The sequence below is a fragment of the Streptomyces sp. NPDC088097 genome (assembly GCF_044741845.1).
Lineage (GTDB): Bacteria > Actinomycetota > Actinomycetes > Streptomycetales > Streptomycetaceae > Streptomyces.
The window spans coordinates 538,352-554,536 of the sequence record NZ_JBIUTJ010000001.1 but is presented as its reverse complement, the minus strand read 5'-3'; the positions used below and the strand labels follow the sequence as shown (position 1 = coordinate 554,536).

The 16,185-nt window shown below is 70.7% G+C and carries 19 protein-coding genes; 16 read left to right on the top strand and 3 right to left on the bottom strand.

Annotated features, from left to right (window positions below):
* Positions 1–471 precede the first annotated feature (471 nt).
* From ACIOD1_RS02470 to ACIOD1_RS02410, 13 genes are all read left to right on the top strand, one after another.
* Positions 472–1,413 carry a hypothetical protein gene (locus ACIOD1_RS02470; protein WP_365617904.1) on the top strand — a complete coding sequence of 314 codons (942 nt, stop codon included), beginning with the start codon at positions 472–474 and terminating at the stop codon, positions 1,411–1,413.
* A 43-nt stretch (positions 1,414–1,456) separates the two neighbouring features.
* The gene (gene cpaB / locus ACIOD1_RS02465) at positions 1,457–2,158 is read left to right on the top strand and encodes a Flp pilus assembly protein CpaB (RefSeq protein WP_401899708.1); all 702 of its coding nucleotides are present in this window, start codon (positions 1,457–1,459) and stop codon (positions 2,156–2,158) included.
* A gap of 7 nt (positions 2,159–2,165) precedes the next feature.
* The gene (locus ACIOD1_RS02460; protein WP_401899705.1) at positions 2,166–3,458 is read left to right on the top strand and encodes a CpaE family protein; all 1,293 of its coding nucleotides are present in this window, start codon (positions 2,166–2,168) and stop codon (positions 3,456–3,458) included.
* A 3-nt stretch (positions 3,459–3,461) separates the two neighbouring features.
* Positions 3,462–3,842: a TadE/TadG family type IV pilus assembly protein gene (locus tag ACIOD1_RS02455; protein WP_365617899.1), complete on the top strand. Its 381-nt coding sequence runs from the start codon at positions 3,462–3,464 to the stop codon at positions 3,840–3,842.
* 4 nt (positions 3,843–3,846) lie between these two features.
* Positions 3,847–4,215 carry a TadE family protein gene (locus tag ACIOD1_RS02450; RefSeq protein WP_365617897.1) on the top strand — a complete coding sequence of 123 codons (369 nt, stop codon included), beginning with the start codon at positions 3,847–3,849 and terminating at the stop codon, positions 4,213–4,215.
* Positions 4,212–5,594 (top strand): CpaF family protein, encoded by a 1,383-nt coding sequence (locus tag ACIOD1_RS02445; RefSeq protein ID WP_365617896.1) that lies wholly within the window; start codon positions 4,212–4,214, stop codon positions 5,592–5,594. Before ACIOD1_RS02450 ends, ACIOD1_RS02445 begins: the two co-directional genes overlap by 4 nt.
* On the top strand, positions 5,591–6,529 hold the full coding sequence (locus tag ACIOD1_RS02440; RefSeq protein ID WP_365617894.1) for a type II secretion system F family protein: 939 nt from the start codon (positions 5,591–5,593) through the stop codon (positions 6,527–6,529). The genes ACIOD1_RS02445 and ACIOD1_RS02440 overlap by 4 nt, the downstream gene beginning before the upstream one ends.
* 25 nt (positions 6,530–6,554) lie before the next feature.
* Positions 6,555–7,445: a DUF5936 domain-containing protein gene (locus tag ACIOD1_RS02435; protein WP_401900442.1), complete on the top strand. Its 891-nt coding sequence runs from the start codon at positions 6,555–6,557 to the stop codon at positions 7,443–7,445.
* Positions 7,446–7,451: 6 nt separating this feature from the next.
* Complete coding sequence (locus ACIOD1_RS02430; RefSeq protein ID WP_401899701.1) at positions 7,452–8,135, top strand: response regulator; 684 nt, start codon at positions 7,452–7,454, stop codon at positions 8,133–8,135.
* A 110-nt stretch (positions 8,136–8,245) separates the two neighbouring features.
* Positions 8,246–8,446: a hypothetical protein gene (locus ACIOD1_RS02425; protein ID WP_401899699.1), complete on the top strand. Its 201-nt coding sequence runs from the start codon at positions 8,246–8,248 to the stop codon at positions 8,444–8,446.
* Positions 8,443–9,099 carry a pilus assembly protein TadG-related protein gene (locus ACIOD1_RS02420; protein ID WP_401899697.1) on the top strand — a complete coding sequence of 219 codons (657 nt, stop codon included), beginning with the start codon at positions 8,443–8,445 and terminating at the stop codon, positions 9,097–9,099. Before ACIOD1_RS02425 ends, ACIOD1_RS02420 begins: the two co-directional genes overlap by 4 nt.
* A gap of 31 nt (positions 9,100–9,130) precedes the next feature.
* Positions 9,131–9,718 carry a hypothetical protein gene (locus ACIOD1_RS02415; protein ID WP_401899695.1) on the top strand — a complete coding sequence of 196 codons (588 nt, stop codon included), beginning with the start codon at positions 9,131–9,133 and terminating at the stop codon, positions 9,716–9,718.
* 4 nt (positions 9,719–9,722) lie between these two features.
* The gene (locus ACIOD1_RS02410; RefSeq protein ID WP_401899693.1) at positions 9,723–10,361 is read left to right on the top strand and encodes an OmpA family protein; all 639 of its coding nucleotides are present in this window, start codon (positions 9,723–9,725) and stop codon (positions 10,359–10,361) included.
* A gap of 48 nt (positions 10,362–10,409) precedes the next feature.
* Here the strand turns inward: ACIOD1_RS02410 and ACIOD1_RS02405 are convergent, their stop codons facing one another.
* The gene (locus ACIOD1_RS02405; RefSeq protein ID WP_401899691.1) at positions 10,410–10,943 is read right to left on the bottom strand and encodes a TetR/AcrR family transcriptional regulator; all 534 of its coding nucleotides are present in this window, start codon (positions 10,941–10,943) and stop codon (positions 10,410–10,412) included.
* 109 nt (positions 10,944–11,052) lie between these two features.
* Between ACIOD1_RS02405 and ACIOD1_RS02400 the strand changes: the two genes are divergently transcribed.
* Positions 11,053–11,466: a DUF1348 family protein gene (locus tag ACIOD1_RS02400; protein WP_401899688.1), complete on the top strand. Its 414-nt coding sequence runs from the start codon at positions 11,053–11,055 to the stop codon at positions 11,464–11,466.
* A 216-nt stretch (positions 11,467–11,682) separates the two neighbouring features.
* Here ACIOD1_RS02400 and ACIOD1_RS02395 read toward each other — a convergent pair whose 3' ends face one another.
* Positions 11,683–12,273 carry a TetR/AcrR family transcriptional regulator gene (locus ACIOD1_RS02395; protein WP_401899685.1) on the bottom strand — a complete coding sequence of 197 codons (591 nt, stop codon included), beginning with the start codon at positions 12,271–12,273 and terminating at the stop codon, positions 11,683–11,685.
* Positions 12,274–12,405: 132 nt separating this feature from the next.
* Here ACIOD1_RS02395 and ACIOD1_RS02390 point away from each other — a divergent pair, with 132 nt between their 5' ends.
* Complete coding sequence (locus ACIOD1_RS02390) at positions 12,406–14,004, top strand: MDR family MFS transporter (protein ID WP_365617877.1); 1,599 nt, start codon at positions 12,406–12,408, stop codon at positions 14,002–14,004.
* A gap of 124 nt (positions 14,005–14,128) precedes the next feature.
* On the opposite strand, the gene ACIOD1_RS02385 is transcribed toward ACIOD1_RS02390, so the two are convergent.
* Positions 14,129–15,145 (bottom strand): Ig-like domain-containing protein, encoded by a 1,017-nt coding sequence (locus tag ACIOD1_RS02385; protein ID WP_401899682.1) that lies wholly within the window; start codon positions 15,143–15,145, stop codon positions 14,129–14,131.
* A 221-nt stretch (positions 15,146–15,366) separates the two neighbouring features.
* Between ACIOD1_RS02385 and ACIOD1_RS02380 the strand changes: the two genes are divergently transcribed.
* Complete coding sequence (locus ACIOD1_RS02380) at positions 15,367–16,185, top strand: polysaccharide deacetylase family protein (protein WP_401899680.1); 819 nt, start codon at positions 15,367–15,369, stop codon at positions 16,183–16,185.

Here is a 16,185-nt window from a genome sequence, read left to right as displayed (position 1 = left end):
GGGCTCCGTGGGGGGAGGGGAAGGGTGAACGGGCGGTGGGGCGTGGGGATCCCGAGGGGGAGGCGTCTCGGGGGTCTCGACGTGACTCGGGGATCTCGGGAGGATCTCGGGGCGCGGCGGATCGCGACGGGGCGCGTCGGATCGCGACGGGGCGGGCGGGGCGTGTCGGGCTCTCGTCGGGGTGCAACTTCCGGTGCGGCCAAGTTGGTCCAGACCAATCCCCGTGTCAAGGGTCTTTGCGATGTGGCTTGAAATGAGCGCACGGACGATCCCTGTTGTCCGGGTTTTTCGCCACCTGTGACACGTGCTTCCGGCACGGGAATCAGCAAGGCCCTGCCCTGCCAGGGGCGACGCGGATATGGTGCTGGAGCAAGGGGGAGGCACGTCGATCGTTTGCGGTCGCGCAGCACACGCACCTGTGTGGCGACCAGGAGAACGGGTACGGCGTACGGGGTGAACAGGGGGATGCGCATGCCGACCGCCATCGCTGTCACCAGCGCCGATCTGGTGCTGCCGTCCCCGGACCGGCACACTCCGTCGGCCGTCTTACTGCGCCCGCCCGGTGAGGCCGACCTCGACGCCGCGCTCGCCGAGACCGCCGACCTGCTGGAGCGCCACGGCCACCTCGTGGTCGTCGTACCGCCCTGGCTGCCCCGGTCCACCGCCCGCCGGCTGCACACCGTACGGGCCATCCTGGAGACCGACCGGATCGCGCTCCTCGACGTCGACCTCCCGCCGCTGGCCACCGCCGTGCTGGTCCGTCAGCTGCGCCAGCTCAGCGTCTGCGACTTCAGCCCCGGGGTGATCGCCTCGGCAGCCCGGCTGCTCTCCCACTACGTCTACGCGGGCGCCCTGCTCGGTACGGTCGCAAAGTTGGACCGGGTCCCGGTCGGGCTCAAGGCGCACGCGCGCTCCTGGTCGCCGGGAGCGCAGTTCGCCGTCCTCGCACACCCGACGCCGCACCTGGCGAAGCTGGGGAGCGGCAGGGCGGCGAAGGGGGGCGGCGGTGGGGGCGCGGGCGCCGGAACGGGCGAGGTGCCGGCCGGGCCCGGGTTCGCCACGCACCTCACCTTCGCCCGCGGGCAGCTCGCCTCCGACTGGGTGACCACCGACCTGGCGCCCGCCTGGCAGGTGCAGGGGGTCATGGAGAACCCGCTGCCCGCCGACTCGGCCGGCTGGTGGGCCACCCCGAAGCTGGTCGAGTTCGCCGCCGCCATCCCGGACGTCTCCGTCCTCTATCAACTCGTCGCCTCCGTACGCCGCGAGGAGTGCCGCTGGTGCGGCTTCGAGCTGATCGGTGACCGCTGCGGCTTCTGCGCGGCGCCGCTGGCCGCACCGCCGCCCGAGGCTCCGGCCCGCGCGGGCGCCGCCGTCGGCGGCCACGCAGGCGCCCACGCACGTCCCAGACCATGATCACCCCCCGGCCCGAACGAAGAACGGCGAGGTAGTACGGCCCATGAACTCACGCCAGCGCCGCGGCGTCATCCTGCTCCTGCTGTCGGTCCTGTGCGCCCTCGCGGCCTTCGTCGGGGTCCTGGTGGTGATCGGCGACGTCAACTCCAAGGTCGGCTCGGAGGTCGTCGCGTACCGCGTGAAGGGGGACATCGCCCCCTACAGTCCGCTCGCACCGGCCCAGTTCGAGCAGGTCAAGGTCCCCAAGCGGTGGCTCTCGGAGACCGCCGTGAGCGATCTCGGCACCCTCCAGGGCAAGATCGCGCTGACCACCCTCAAGCGCGGCTCCCTGTTGCAGAGCGACATGTTCGTCGACAAGCCCCAACTCCAGGCGGGCGAGCAGGAGATCGCGATCATGATCGACGCCGCCACCGGGGTGGCGGGCAAGATCACCTCGGGTGCGAAGGTCAACATCATCGCCACCTTCAAGGGTGCCAAGGAGACCGACCCGTCCCGCTCCGTGATCATCGTCTCCAACGCCCGCGTCCTCGGTGTCGGCAAGCTGACCTCCCTGGACAAGGACACCAACAAGCAGGGCCCCGCCGAAGTCGTCCCGATCACCTTCGCCCTGAACACCAAGGACACCCAGCGCGTCGCCTACGCCGAGTCCTTCGCCGAGCACGTCCGCCTCGCCCTGGTGGCCCCCGGCACCGACTCCGCACCCAGCCCTGGCGACCGCACGTACACCCTCGACGGGGACAAGTGAGGCACCGATGGTCACCCGAATCCTCCCCGCGGCCGGTGACGCGGACGCCGCGCGCGCCTTCGTGGCGCTGCTCAGCCAGCTCCCCGACGCCGAGCCGGCCGGTCCCGTGCCCGACTCCACCACGCTGCTCAACACCCTGGGCCGGCTCGCCGCCGAGTCCCTCGACGAGCTGCCCGAGGTGGTCCTGGTCCACGAGCGGATCGGCCCCGTCCCCGCCCTGGAGCTGATCCGCGAAGTCGCCCTGCGCTTCCCGGCGGTGGGCGTCGTCCTGGTCACCTCCGACGCGAGCCCCGGCCTGTTCGCCGCCGCCATGGACGCCGGCGCCCGCGGCCTGATCACCCTGCCGCTCGGCTACGAGGACCTCGCCGCCCGCGTCCAGGCCGCCGCCCAGTGGTCCGTGGGCGTACGCCGCCACCTGGGCCGGTCCCCGGACGCGCCGACCGGGCCGGGCGGCCGGGTCGTCACCGTCACCGGGGCCAAGGGCGGGGTCGGCACCACCTTCACCGCCGTGCAGTTCGCGCTCGCCGCCGCCGCGGCGGGACGACGTACCGCCCTGGTCGACCTCGACCTCCAGGCCGGCGACGTCGGCTCCTACCTCGACGTGCAGTTCCGCCGCTCCGTGGCCGACCTCGCCGGCATCCAGGACATCTCGCCCCGGGTCCTCCAGGACGCCGTCTACGAGGACCGCACCGGCTTGGCGCTGCTGCTGGCCCCGGCGGAGGGGGAGCGGGGCGAGGAGGTCGACGAACGGGCCGCCCGGCACGTCATCGCCGCCCTGCGCGCCCGCTACGAGCTGGTCGTCATCGACTGCGGGAGCCAGGTGACGGGCGCGAACGCCGCCGCCGTGGAGAGCGCGGACCTCGCCGTCCTCGTCACCACCCCGGACGTGGTCGCCGTACGGGCCGCCAAGCGGCTGGTGCGCATGTGGGAGCGACTCCAGGTGCGCAAGGCCGAGGACACCACGATGGTGGTCAACCGCTGGAGCAGGCACACCGAGATCCAACCCGCCCTGATCCAGAAGATCACCAAGACCCGGCCCACCCGCACCCCCGTCCCCGCCGCCTTCAAGGAACTCCAGGCCGTCGTGGACGCCGGGCGGGTCCAGGACCTCGACAACCGCTCCACGGTCAAGCAGGCCCTGTGGGCCCTGGCCGGGGAACTCGGCCTGCTCGACGCCCCCGGGGCGGCGGTGGCGGGGGCCGCCCCCGCGGCCGCCGCGGCGCAGGCCGGCGGGGGCTCCGCCCTCGCGGTCCGGGCGGCCGGCCCGGTGGCCCGCCTGCGACGCGGCCGGGAGGGCTGAGCGATGGGGTCGGGACGCGCGTCCGTACGCCGGGCCACGGGCCGGGACCGGGGCCAGGTGGCCGTCGAGTTCGTCGGCATGGTCCCGCTGATCCTGCTGCTCGTGGCGGCGGTGTGGGAGTGCGTCCTGATCGGCTACGCCTTCTCGCTGGTCGGCAACGCGGCCGACGAGGCGGCCCGGGCGGGCGCGGTGAAGGGCGGCGCGGCCTGCCAGGCGGCGGCCGGCGAACACATCGGCGGCGCCTGGGGCATGAGCGTGGAATGCAACGACGCGGGCGACGTCTACAAGGCGAAGGTCACGGTGCGGATCCCGGTGTTCTTCCCCGGGCTGAACTTCGGCGGGATCGACGGCACGGCCGGCGCGGCGATGGAGCGGGAGGGCTGACGGCATGCGGCGACGAGCGCACTCCGACCGGGGCCAAGTGGCCCTGGAGTACATCGGCTTCATCCCCATCCTGCTGTTCGTCGCGCTCTGCGGGATCCAGCTCGGCTGGGTGGCGTACGTCCACGAACAGGCCGACAGCGCCGCGCGCACGGCGGCCAGGGTCGAGGCCCGCAAGGGCTCGGGCGGGGTCGCCGCCGGCCAGGCGGCGGTCCGGGGCGGACTCACCGCCGACGTCACCGTGAGCAAAAGCGACGACGCCGTCACCGCGACGGTCTCCATCGACATCAACTCGATCATCCCGGGCCTGAACCCCGGCCCGGCCAGGGCCACCGCCGTCATGCCGAACGACGACCCGAACGGAGCCCGTCCATGAGCCTGCGCTCCCGGGTCAACACCCCCGAAGACCGCCAGGGCCCCCGCGAGGACGGCCGCCTGGTCTCCTCTTACCGGGCCAAGCTCCTGGAGGAGATCGACCTCGCCGAGATGTCCGCGCTCGCGCCCGCCGAGCGCCGGGCGCGCCTGGAGCGCGTACTCGGGCACATCATCAGCCGCGAGGGTCCGGTGCTGTCCACGGCCGAGCGCGCGCAGCTGATCCGCCGCGTCGTCGACGAGGCCCTCGGGCTCGGTGTGCTCGAACCGCTCCTCGAAGACGCGTCCATCTCCGAGATCATGGTCAACGGACCCGACCAGATATTCGTCGAGCGCTCCGGCCGGGTCGAGCAACTGCCCCTGCGCTTCGCCTCGCACGAGCAACTGATGCAGACCATCGAGCGCATCGTCTCCACCGTCAACCGGCGCGTGGACGAGGCCAACCCGATGGTCGACGCCCGGCTGCCCAGCGGCGAGCGGGTCAACGTCATCATCCCGCCGCTCTCCCTCACCGGCGCGACGTTGACCATCCGCCGTTTCCCCCGCGCCTTCACCCTGCACGAGATGATCGCCCTCGGCTCCCTCGACGAGCAGATGCTCCTGCTGCTGTCCGGGCTGGTCCAGGCGAAGTTGAACGTGATCGTCTCCGGCGCCACCGGCACCGGCAAGACCACCCTCCTCAACGCCCTCTCCGGGTTGATCCCGGAGGGCGAGCGCATCATCACCATCGAGGACTCCGCCGAACTGCAGCTCCAGCAGGCGCACGTGATCCGCCTCGAATCCCGGCCCGCCAACGTGGAGGGCAAGGGCCAGATCACCATCCGCGACCTCGTACGCAACTCCCTGCGCATGCGCCCCGACCGCATCATCGTCGGCGAGGTCCGTGGCGGCGAGACCCTCGACATGCTCCAGGCGATGTCCACCGGCCACGACGGCTCCCTGGCCACCGTCCACGCCAACAGCTCCGCCGACGCCCTGACCCGCCTACAGACCCTCGCCTCCATGTCGGAGGTGGAGATCCCCTTCGAGGCGCTCCAGGACCAGATCAACAGCGCCGTCAACGTCATCGTCCAGCTCACCCGCTTCGGCGACGGCTCGCGCCGCATCACGGAGATCTCCATCCTCGAATCCCACGGCCGCGAGCCCTTCCGGATCACCACCGTCTGCCGCTTCGTCGCCCAGCCCATGGGCGCCGATGGCCGCGTCCAGGGCTACTTCGCGTACGGGCCGCTGCCGCGCCGGATGGCGGACCGCCTCTACATGACCGGCCAGCCGATCCCGCAGGCCTTCGGGGTGGCCCAGCCCGACGTCCTCCTCGACCCGCTGCCCCCGATGTCTCCGATGCCCCCGACGTCCTCGATGCCCCCCCGGACCGTCCTGTGACCGACCTCGTCCTGTTCACCCTCGGCGCCACCCTGCTGGCCGGCCTGCTCGTGGTCCTCGGCGTGCACGCGTACTCCGCGGGTCGGGCCCAGCGCGCCGCGCTCATCGAACGCCTCTCGGCCAGCGGCGAGCCCCCGCCCCCGGGCCGCCGGCGCCGCTTCCCCGGAGTCGACCGGCGCCTGCGCGGGACGAGGCTCGGCCGCCGGATCGGGATCAAGCTGGCCACCACCGGCCTGGACCTCACCCCGGGCGAGTTCTTCGTCTACATGCTGCTGGCCATCGCCGGGACATGGCTCGTGTGCGCCTCCCTGCTGGCGCCCTTCTTCGGGCCGCTCGCCGGGCTCATCGGCGTCTGGGCCGCCAACGGCTTCCTGAACTGGCAGCGCGCCCGGCGCACGGAGCGGTTCATCAACCAGCTCCCCGAGCTCTCGCGCATCCTCGCCAACGCCACCCAGGCCGGCCTGGCCCTGCGGACCGCCATCGCCATCGCGGCGGAGGAACTGGAGGCCCCGGCGGGCGAGGAACTGTCCCGGGTCGCGGACCGGCTCGCGGTCGGCCACTCCATCGAGGAGGCCCTCGGGGAGATCGTCGACCGGCTCCCCTCCCGCGAACTGGTCGTCCTCGTCTCCACCCTGGTCCTGTCCGCGCGCGCCGGCGGAGCCATCGTGGGGAGCCTGCGGAACCTGACCGTGACCCTGGAACAGCGCAAGGAGACGCGCAGGGAGATCCGTACGCAGCTCTCGCAGGTCACGGTGACCGCCTACCTGGTGCCCGCCATCGGCCTGGCCTCGCTGCTGCTGGTCAACGCCATGATGCCGGGCGCCCTGGACCGGATGACGGGCGCCTTCCTCGGGCAGGTCGCGGTGATCGTGTCGCTCGGGCTGTTCGCGCTGGGCTTCGTGCTGATCCGCCGACTGTCGAAGATCGACGTGTGAGGGGGACGACCACATGACCGCCTACCTGCCCCTCCTCCTGGCCTTGGCCTGCGCCCTGTCCGTCTTCGGCGCCCTCCACGGGATCCGCCTCTACCGCGCCGACGTCAAGCTCCCCTCCGACCTCGCCCTGGCCCTGGAGGTCGGCGCCACCCGCACCACCGCCGTCGGCTCGGCCGTCGACCGCCTCGGCATCCGCTGGGCGCCCCTCGTGCTGCGGCTGATGGGCCCCCGGCGGGTGGACCGCAAGCGCCGCCAGATCGACATGGCGGGCAACCCGGCCGGCCTCACCATCGACCGCTACGCCGCCCGGCGCGCGGTGTACGGCTTCCTGGGCGGGCTCGGGGCCCTCGCGATGCTCCTGAACGGGCAGTTGGTCTTCGCCCTCCTCATGGTGGCCTTCGGCCTCTTCTGGATCGAGTTCGGTCTCTGGTCGGCGATCCGGATGCGCCGGGACCACATCGAACGGATCCTCCCGGACTTCCTCGACGTCCTCGCGGTGGTCGTCAGCGCCGGACTCGGCTTCCGCCAGGCCCTCGACCGGGTCGCGGACAAGTACGCGGGCCCCTGGTCCGACGAGATCCGGATCACCCTCCAGCAGATGGACATGGGCGTCAGCCGCCGCCAGGCCTTCGACGAACTGCGCAGGCGCAACGACTCCGAGCAGGTCGCCCAATTCGTCACCGCGCTCCAGCAGGGCGAGGAACTGGGCTCGCCGATCGTGGACACCCTGATCGCCATCGCCGAGGACATGCGCCGCACCGACGCGCAGAGCGCCCGCCGCCGGGCCGCCCGCGCCGTCCCGAAGGCCACCTTCGCCGTCACCATGTTCATGCTCCCGGGGACCCTGATCCTGCTCGTGTGCGGTTTCGTCTACGGGGCGAACGTGGACTTCGGCGCCCTGTTCGGGGGCGGGTGAGCCACCATGCCGATCCGCGTCCTGATCGCCGACGACAACCCGGTCGTCCGGGCCGGCCTCGTCGCCCTGCTGGCCGCCACCGACGACCTCCGGGTGGTGGCGCAGGCCCGCGACGGCCGCGAAGCCCTCCGACTGACCCGCCTCCACGCCCCGGACGTGATCCTGCTCGACGTCCGCATGCCGGGGGTCGACGGCATCTCGGCGCTGCCGCACCTGGTGACCCTGGCGCCGGTCCTGATGCTGACGTACAGCCGCGAAGCCGGCACCGTCCGCGAGACGCTGCTCCTGGGCGCGGGCGGGTACCTGGTCCACGGCGAGTTCACGGCGGACGACCTGACCCGCGCGGTCCGCGACGTCCGCGCGGGCCGCGCCCAGTTCACGGCGTCGGCGGCGACGGCCCTCCTCGAAGAACTCCGAGCCTCTTCGCAACCGCAACGAAGTATGGCATCCTCAACGGAGCGCATGCACAACTCCGTTACTCATGGGCTGAGTTCGCGGGAGGTGGAGATCATGGATCTGATCGCGTCCGGAATGAACAACCAACAGATCGCCGCCGCCTGCTTCATCAGCGAGAAGACGGTCAAGAACCACATCAACCGCATCTTCGCGAAGCTCCACACCCCCACCCGCAGCGAGGCCATAGCCCGCTGGCTGGGAACCGCCCGTCCGGGAGTGAGTGGACATGGGTAGACGCACGACGCAGTGGGTCCGTATTTGGGCCCCGGGACCCTTGGTTATCACCGGTGACTCCCCGTACCGTCCGCCCATCAACAGTGGCACCGGCCCGGGAGGGGACCCCCATGTCGCACAACACCCTGGCAAGGATGCGCAACCGGTACGCGGGAAAGGGCACGAAGGATCGAGGACAGACGGCGTTCGAATATCTCGGGATCATTCTGGTGGTCGTGGTGATCATCGGAGCGATGGTCGGCACGGGTATCGGCACCGCGATTGTCGACCGCATCACGACGGCGATTGCAAACCTCACGGCTGGTTCGTGATTCGGAGGCTGCCGCGTGACAGCGGGCAGGCGTTTCCCCTGTATGTGGTAGCGGTGGTTGCCATGCTGTTTGCCGCGCTTGCCTTCTTCGCTTTTGGTCAGGCAGCCGCAGTGCGCAGCGATTCCCAGGGTGCGGCGGACGCGGCTGCCCTGGCTGCCGCCCAGGATGCGCGGGACCACCTGGATCCTGCGCTGGACCTAGCTTTGCTCAAGCCCGAGGGCTGGGAAGACCTCATCGAAGGGGGCGCCTTCGATGAGGCGCGGGCATGCTCAGCCGCTGAGGACTTCGCGGGGCGCAACAATTCGACTGCCACATGTACGTCCCGGGCGCTGAGGTTCACCGTGGACGTGATCACCGACGGGACGGTTGGTGATTCGGTGATTCCCGGGACAGACAGCGTGCATGCGAAGGCGAAAGCCATTGCAGAGATCGTCCCTCGCTGTGAACTCGTCTCGGCTCCATCCGTTCCCTCCAGTCCGGAACCGGCACCCACTACTCCTGTCCCCGCGACTCCTGCTCCCACCGCGTCGGTGCTACCGGGCGCAGTGGTCATCAAGTGCCGGGGTGGAGCGATCGTGAAGTTTGACCCTACTCATCCGGACCCCTGGAAAGTGCTGGCGCGAAGCCTCTTTGATGTGCGATTGGCCGGCTGACAGTTGAATGAGAGACGAGGAAACTGCTTCGATGAGCATTCGGCGTGAGGTATCAGCGCGCGGAGGAGCGGCTGTCGCAACATCGGCCTTTTTGCTCTTCACCTTGGCCGGGTGTGGCGGGGGCGATCAGCCCAAGGGTGCTCAAGGGAGTTCGACGCCGAAGGCAGCCCCTTCCGTTTCAGCCAAGTCACCGTCGGCCGACAGCAGCAAGGCTGTGGAGCCCGAGCAGGTCATCGCCACGGTCAAGGGGCAAGCAGGAATTGCCCTGGACATCACCTCTGCCTCCAGGGACGCCGGGGGATTCGTGACTGTCAGCGGCCAGATCAAGAACTCCGGTGACAAGCCGTTCGCGAATACCTCGGCTTGGCGTGGCAACGAACTCAAGTCCAGCGGCGTCTCGGTTGCGGGTGTCACGTTGGTCGACAAGGCGGGAAAGAAGCGGTATTACGTGCTTCGTGACACGGATGGACGGTGCCTTTGCACCACGGGTGTCGCCATCATCGACGCCGGTCAATCGGTTCCCTTCTTCGCGCAGTTCCCGGCGCCTCCTGCGACCACCGCCGATGTCGAGTTCAACTTCCCGACGTTTGCTTCAACCACGCTGAAGATCTCTGGGTGACGCCATGACGAAACGCCACCGCACCGCCGCCTCGACAGCCGTCGTCGCGCTCGTCATCGCCGGGGCACACTTCATCGGCGCGGCAGGCGCCCATGCCGACGAAGTGAAGCCGTCCGTGCCGCCCGGGACGGAGCCGTCCGCTGCCGCGCCCGTCGCCATCGACTCCAACGCGCCCGGGCTGAAGATCCCGCAGGGCGGGACCCTCGCGCCCGTCAAGGTGCTCGACATCGCCGAGGTCGTCGAGGACCTCGGGGGTGAGCAGCGGCGGCAGGAGACGAACCAGACGGTCATGATGGCCCTCCAGTCCGAGGTGCTGTTCCCCGAGAACAGCGCCGTCTTCAACGCGCAGGCCGCCGCCCGCATCCAGGCCATCGCGCAGGAGATCAACACGCAGAAGGCCACCCGCATCCGCGTCTTCGGCTTCACCGACGACCAGGGCAGCTACGAGCACGGCAAGGAGCTCTCCAAGCAGCGCGCCGACGCCGTTCAGGCGGAACTCGCCAAGACCGTCACCGCTCCCGGGGTCACCTTCGACGTGCGCGGCTACAGCGAGGACTACCCGATCGCCGACAACGGCACCGAGGAAGGCCGCAAGAAGAACCGCCGCGTGGAGATCACCTTCCCGCGCGGTTCCGCCGGCTAGGCCCCGCCGCCCCGCCCGATCCGGGACCCGACCGGACCGGGGCGGCGCCTACGGGTGGCGGGTCGGTAGGAGGGCTGCCAGTTCCGCTGCCCTGTGGGCCGGTTCGGGGCCGGGGGTGAGGGTTGCCACCGCCGTCGCGCCCTCCACCAGGATCAGCAGGTGGTCGGCGGCCGTGGGGGAGTCCGTCAAGCCGCCCAGGAGTGTGCGCAGCTCCGCCTTGTGGCGGCGTACGACGTCCAGCACGCCCTCCGGTCCGGCGCCGAGTTCCCCGTGGGCGTTGAGGAAGGCGCAGCCCCGGAAGTCCGGCTCCGAGAACCAGGCCGCCAGCCAGTCGAAGATGGCCGCCACCGGGTCCGGGGCCTCGTCCACCGCCGCCCGCAGGCTCGCCGTCCAGCGTCGGTCGCGCCGGTCCAGGTAGGCCGCGACCAGGGCCTCCTTCGCGGGGAAGAGCCGGTACAGCCGCTTGAGCGGCACCCCCGACTCCGTCCGGACGCGGTCCATGCCGACCGCCTGGATCCCCTCGGCGTAGAAGAGTGCCTCCGCCGCGTCCAGGAGTCGGGTCCGGGCCTCTTCGTCGTCCATGGGGGCAGCGTAGTCGAGTTGCCCTTGCGTGGAGAACGTGCGTTCTCTAGGGTCGATCGAGTGGGTAGAACGATCGTTCTCCCCGTTTGGCCGACCCTCGGGAGCCCCCGTGTCCGCACCCCGCCCGCCCCTGCCTCCCTTCACCGAGGAGTCCGCCCGCGCCAAGGTTCGGGCCGCCGAGGACGCCTGGAACAGCCGGGATCCCGAGCGCGTCGCCCTCGCCTACACCGAGGACTCGGTCTGGCGCAATCGCGACCGCTTCCTGACCGGCCGCGACGAGATCCGGGCGTTCCTGGCCGACAAGTGGGAGCGCGAACTCGACTACCGCCTCCACAAGGAACTCTGGTCCCACACCGGCAACCGCGTCTCCGTCCGCTTCGAGTACGAGTGGCACGACGCGGCGGGTCAGTGGTGGCGCAGTCACGGTAACGAGCAGTGGGAGTTCGCCGCGGACGGGCTGATGAGCCGCCGCGAGGCGAGCATCAACGACGTGCCCATCACCGCCGCCGACCGCCGCCTCTGACGGAGGCCCCCGCGAGTGGTCAACCCGGCTGAGCGCGGGCGCGCCCTCGCTCTGGCAGCCGGTCGGCAGGGCGCCCGCCCCCGGGCCTCGCGACCGTCGGCCATGACCTAACGTAGCGTGGAATCGGCTACGGAGAGTAGTGGAATCCGGGCGAATCCGCTCCAACGAGTGACCCGCCGGGAACCCGTCAGGGGCCTGCGGGCGACCCGTGAGCGGTTACGTCGTCGGGTGGGCCCGCGTGATGAGGTCCGTGGCGACCTCCAGCGCCGCCTGGCGCGTCTCCTCCGGGTCGCCCTCCACGTGCTGGAGGAACATCATCCCCGCGTGCAGGGTGAACAGGGCGCTCACGCAGCGCACTTGGTCCACGAGGGGGCCGTCCTCCGTGCGCAGCAGTTCCACGAGGGTGAAGAGCCGCTTCTTGACGGTCTCGCCGATGCTCAGCTCCCGCATCGTCGCCTGGTTCTCCTGCATGAAGCGGTACAGCTGCGCGCCCGCCGCCATCGACTCGCTGTAGCGGCGCAGCACCTCGCGCTTCGTCTCCAGGGTGTGGGGCTGCTGCTGGGCCCACTCGATCAGCTCGTCGATCGGACGCGTCACGTCCTCGAAGACGCTGATGATGATGTCTTCCTTGGTCTTGAAGTGGTAGTAGAGCGCGGCCTTCGTGACGTCGAGCCGCTCCGCGATCTCCCGCAGCGAGGTCTTCTCGTACCCCTGCTCGGCGAACAGTTCCAGGGCGACGTCCTGAATGCGCTGGCGCGTGTTTCCCCGCCTCGGCTGCTGAGCGCTACCGCTGGAGCTGCTGGACATGGCTCTCCCCACACGAACTTACTTGACGCCCGGCTAGTGACCGGACTACCTTCCCCAGTGTAGTGAACTAGCCGGGCGGCAAGTAAGGCACCCGGCAGGAGAAGACGCGGTACCGGTGCCAGGGGAGTGGACATGAGCGAGACAGTCAAGCAGGCGGACACCTCGGAGGAGGTGAAGCCCCGCAGCGTCCGCGTCGTACTCATGGCCCTCATGATCGCGATGCTGCTGGCCATGCTCGACAACATGATCATCGGCACGGCGATGCCGACGATCGTCGGTGAACTCGGCGGCCTGGAGCACCTGTCCTGGGTGGTCACCGCCTACACCCTGGCCACCGCCGCCTCGACCCCGATCTGGGGCAAGCTCGGCGACATGTACGGCCGCAAGGGTGTCTTCCTCACCTCGATCGTCATCTTCCTGATCGGCTCCGCGCTCAGCGGCATGGCCCAGGACATGGGTCAGCTCATCGGCTTCCGTGCCATCCAGGGTCTGGGCGCCGGCGGTCTGATGGTCGGCGTCATGGCGATCATCGGCGACCTGATCCCGCCCCGCGAGCGCGGCAAGTACCAGGGCATGATGGCCGGCGTGATGGCCCTCGCCATGATCGGCGGCCCGCTGGTCGGCGGCACCATCACCGACCACATGGGCTGGCGCTGGTCCTTCTACATCAACCTCCCGCTCGGCGCCGTGGCCCTGGCCATGGTCACCGCGGTGCTGCACCTGCCCAAGAAGACCGGGCCCAAGCCGAAGATCGACTACCTCGGCGCCGCACTGCTGACCGTCGCCATCACCTCGACCGTCCTCCTCACCACCTGGGGCGGCACCGAGTACGCCTGGGGCTCCCCCGAGATCATCGGCCTGATCGTGGTCGGCGTGCTGTCCATCGCCGGTTTCCTCTACACGGAGACCAAGGTTGCCGAGCCGGTCATGCCGCTGCACATCTTCCGCAGCCGCAACTTCACCCTCATGTCGGTGATCGGCTTCCTCGTCGGGTTCGCGATGTTCGGCGGCGTGCTCTACCTGCCGCTCTTCCAGCAGGCGGTCCAGGGCGCCTCGGCCACCAACTCCGGCCTGCTGCTCCTGCCGATGCTGCTCTCGATGATGGTCGTCTCGCTCATCGCGGGCCGCATCACCACCAGCAGCGGCAAGTACAAGGTGTTCCCGATCGTCGGCGGCGCGCTGATGGTCGTCGGGCTCTTCCTCCTCGCGACCATGGACACCGGCACCACCCGCCTGATGTCGGGCGTGTACATGGCCGTCCTCGGTGCCGGACTCGGCTTCCTGATGCAGATCACGATGCTGGTCGCGCAGAACAGCGTCGAGATGAAGGACATGGGCGTCGCCTCCTCCTCCGCCACGCTCTTCCGTACCCTCGGCGGTTCCTTCGGCGTGGCGCTGATGGGCTCCCTCTTCACCACGCAGCTCACCGACACCATGACCGACCGCCTCGGCGCGCAGGCCGGCCAGGCCGCCGGCACGGCGCAGCTCGACGCGGCGGGCCTGGCGAAGCTGCCCGAGGTCGTCCGCGACGCCTACCAGCACGCGGTGGCCGCCGGTACGCACTCCGCGTTCCTGCTCGGTGCGGGTGTGGCCGTCGTGGGCTTCGTGCTCGCCTGGTTCGTCAAGGAGGTCCCGCTGCGGGGCGCCGGTCCGGCCAAGGCCGGCAGCGGTGAGGGCGAGGGCGGCGACGCCAAGGCCACCGCCGCTCCGCAGGACTCGTTCGCGCACTGACGGACGCGCAGACGCACCGCCGACGGCGGGTCCGGCCCGGGAGGAATCCCCGGCCCGGCCCGCCGTTCGCGCGTCCGGACGCGGTCGGGCATGCCCGTACGCGGTGGTGCGCCCCCGCCGGCCCTCAGTGCAGGGCCGACTTCAGCCGCCACCGCGCCCAGTCGAGGTTCCAGTCGCCGAACCCGTTGCCCGCCTCCACCGTCGCTCCGGCGCCCTTCACCTCGAACACGTCCCCGACCCGAGCCTGGCCGTAGAACCACCTCGCGTCCGCCGTCGTCAGCCCGATGCAGCCGTGGCTGCGGTTGGCGCTGCCGATGTAGCCCTCGGCCCACTCCGCCTGGTGGGCGTACGTGCCCGAGGTGGTCAGCCGCATCGCCCGCTGGACCGGCAGGTCGTACGCGTTCCCCAGCCCCACCGACTGGGAGCGCATCCGGATCGTGCCCTCCTTGGACATCAGCGTCATCCGCCCGCTCCAGGTCGGGTACTTCGCCGGATCGCCGGCCGTGATCGGGACCTCCTTCACCACCCGCCCGTCCCGCTCCAACGACAGCGTGTGGGCGGGGACGTCCACGGTGGCCACCTGCCGCGCGCCGATGGTGAAGGTGGTGCGACGCGAAGCGGCCACGGCGCGGTCCGGCTCCGTCACCACCCCGGCCAACGCCGCGTCGAGGGTCACCTTCGTCCCGGGCCTCCAGTACTCCTTCGGGCGCCAGTCCACGCGCTCGTGACCGTTGGACGGGTCGGTGAGCCAGCCCCACGCGCCCTCGGTGCCGTTGTCCGTCGTCACCGTCAACCGGCGCTCCACCTCCGCCTTGTTCGTCACCGGATGGTCGAAGACCAGGGATACCGGCTGACCGACGCCCACCGTCGACCCGGTCGCGGGCAGCACCTCCAGCGTCTCCTCGTGCGAGGGGGTGGGCGGGGGAGGAGGGGTGGGGGAGGGCGACGTGCCGCTCCCGTGGGCGCTCGCCGGCGGGCCGGAGGCGGCCGCGTGCGCGGTGTCGCCCCCGCCGCAACCGGTCGTCGCCGCGGCGACGAGCGTGACGAGTGCGACGAGGGTGACGGGCCTGAGGCGTGGGACGGGCCCGTCGAGTCGGACGGGCCTGGCGAGAGCGCCGGTCGTGGTGAGTCGCTTGCGCATGGGGAACGGGACCTCCTGCCGGGTACGGGGCCCTGAGCCCCGCGACGCAGAGGAGGAGGGAGTGACGCACCGGGTGAGTTCCGACTTGTGTGGCATCAGGGACTATTGAGGCCCAAAGTCCTTATTACCTGCAATTTATGGGGCATTCGGGCGGAACCCCTCGCAGTCCGAAGGCGTCCTGACCCACAGAACCCTCGCAAGTCAGGATGGGGAGTGGACAGATGACGCGCACGCAGAAGGACCTCCTGCGGACCAGGTTGGCCGTGGCGGCCTCGGCGGCGGCCGTCGCCGCGACCGTCTGGGGAGTGACGAGCCTGCTCGATCCGCACGAACCCGCCTCCCCGGCGCACGAGAACGTGGCCCGCCGGACCGGTGACGAGCCCCCGGCCCCGGACGGTGCCGGCGCCCCGGGAGCCCCCTCCGGGATACCCGAGGGCATCGCGCACGCCTCCGAGGGTGGCGCGAACGCCGTCAACATCACCATCGACGACGGCCCCGACCCCCGCTGGACCCCGAAGATCCTCGACGTACTGGCCGAGCACGACGTGAAGGCGGTCTTCTGCATGATCGGCCCGCAGGCCAAGGCCCACCCGGACCTGGTCAAGGAGGTGGTCGCGGCCGGGCATCGGCTCTGCGACCACACCATGGACCACGACACGGGCATGGCGAAGAAGCCCGTGGCCTACCAGCAGGCGCAGATCCTCGACGCGCGGCGGCTGATCGAGGAGGCCGCCGGAGCCGGCGCGAAGGTCGACTACTACCGCGCGCCCGGTGGGGCCTTCACCCCCGAGAGCCGCCGGATCGCGGCCGCCGCCGGAATGCGGCCGCTCGGTTGGAACGTGGACACCAAGGACTTCGGCAGGCCCGGGACCGCCGCCATCGTCGACGCCGTCAAGAAGCAGCTGGGCAACGGCCCCACCATCCTGTTCCACGACGGCGGTGGCGACCGCACCCAGACCGTAGCCGCCCTCGACCAGGTGCTCGACTGGCTCCACGAGCAGGGCCGCCCGACCGGATTCCCCGTGCGCACCGCGCCCTGA

What these genes read in the sequence shown, in the direction of transcription:
- ACIOD1_RS02415 (WP_401899695.1), top strand. Translation starts at nt 9,131, where the DNA reads ATGAGCATTCGGCGTGAGGTATCAGCGCGCGGAGGAGCGGCTGTCGCA.
- ACIOD1_RS02430 (WP_401899701.1), top strand. Translation starts at nt 7,452, where the DNA reads ATGCCGATCCGCGTCCTGATCGCCGACGACAACCCGGTCGTCCGGGCC.
- ACIOD1_RS02455 (WP_365617899.1), top strand. Translation starts at nt 3,462, where the DNA reads ATGGGGTCGGGACGCGCGTCCGTACGCCGGGCCACGGGCCGGGACCGG.
- ACIOD1_RS02405 (WP_401899691.1), bottom strand. Translation starts at nt 10,943, where the DNA reads ATGGACGACGAAGAGGCCCGGACCCGACTCCTGGACGCGGCGGAGGCA.
- ACIOD1_RS02390 (WP_365617877.1), top strand. Translation starts at nt 12,406, where the DNA reads ATGAGCGAGACAGTCAAGCAGGCGGACACCTCGGAGGAGGTGAAGCCC.
- ACIOD1_RS02470 (WP_365617904.1), top strand. Translation starts at nt 472, where the DNA reads ATGCCGACCGCCATCGCTGTCACCAGCGCCGATCTGGTGCTGCCGTCC.
- ACIOD1_RS02380 (WP_401899680.1), top strand. Translation starts at nt 15,367, where the DNA reads ATGACGCGCACGCAGAAGGACCTCCTGCGGACCAGGTTGGCCGTGGCG.
- ACIOD1_RS02425 (WP_401899699.1), top strand. Translation starts at nt 8,246, where the DNA reads ATGTCGCACAACACCCTGGCAAGGATGCGCAACCGGTACGCGGGAAAG.
- ACIOD1_RS02460 (WP_401899705.1), top strand. Translation starts at nt 2,166, where the DNA reads ATGGTCACCCGAATCCTCCCCGCGGCCGGTGACGCGGACGCCGCGCGC.
- cpaB (WP_401899708.1), top strand. Translation starts at nt 1,457, where the DNA reads ATGAACTCACGCCAGCGCCGCGGCGTCATCCTGCTCCTGCTGTCGGTC.
- ACIOD1_RS02450 (WP_365617897.1), top strand. Translation starts at nt 3,847, where the DNA reads ATGCGGCGACGAGCGCACTCCGACCGGGGCCAAGTGGCCCTGGAGTAC.
- ACIOD1_RS02445 (WP_365617896.1), top strand. Translation starts at nt 4,212, where the DNA reads ATGAGCCTGCGCTCCCGGGTCAACACCCCCGAAGACCGCCAGGGCCCC.
- ACIOD1_RS02410 (WP_401899693.1), top strand. Translation starts at nt 9,723, where the DNA reads ATGACGAAACGCCACCGCACCGCCGCCTCGACAGCCGTCGTCGCGCTC.
- ACIOD1_RS02385 (WP_401899682.1), bottom strand. Translation starts at nt 15,145, where the DNA reads ATGCGCAAGCGACTCACCACGACCGGCGCTCTCGCCAGGCCCGTCCGA.
- ACIOD1_RS02395 (WP_401899685.1), bottom strand. Translation starts at nt 12,273, where the DNA reads ATGTCCAGCAGCTCCAGCGGTAGCGCTCAGCAGCCGAGGCGGGGAAAC.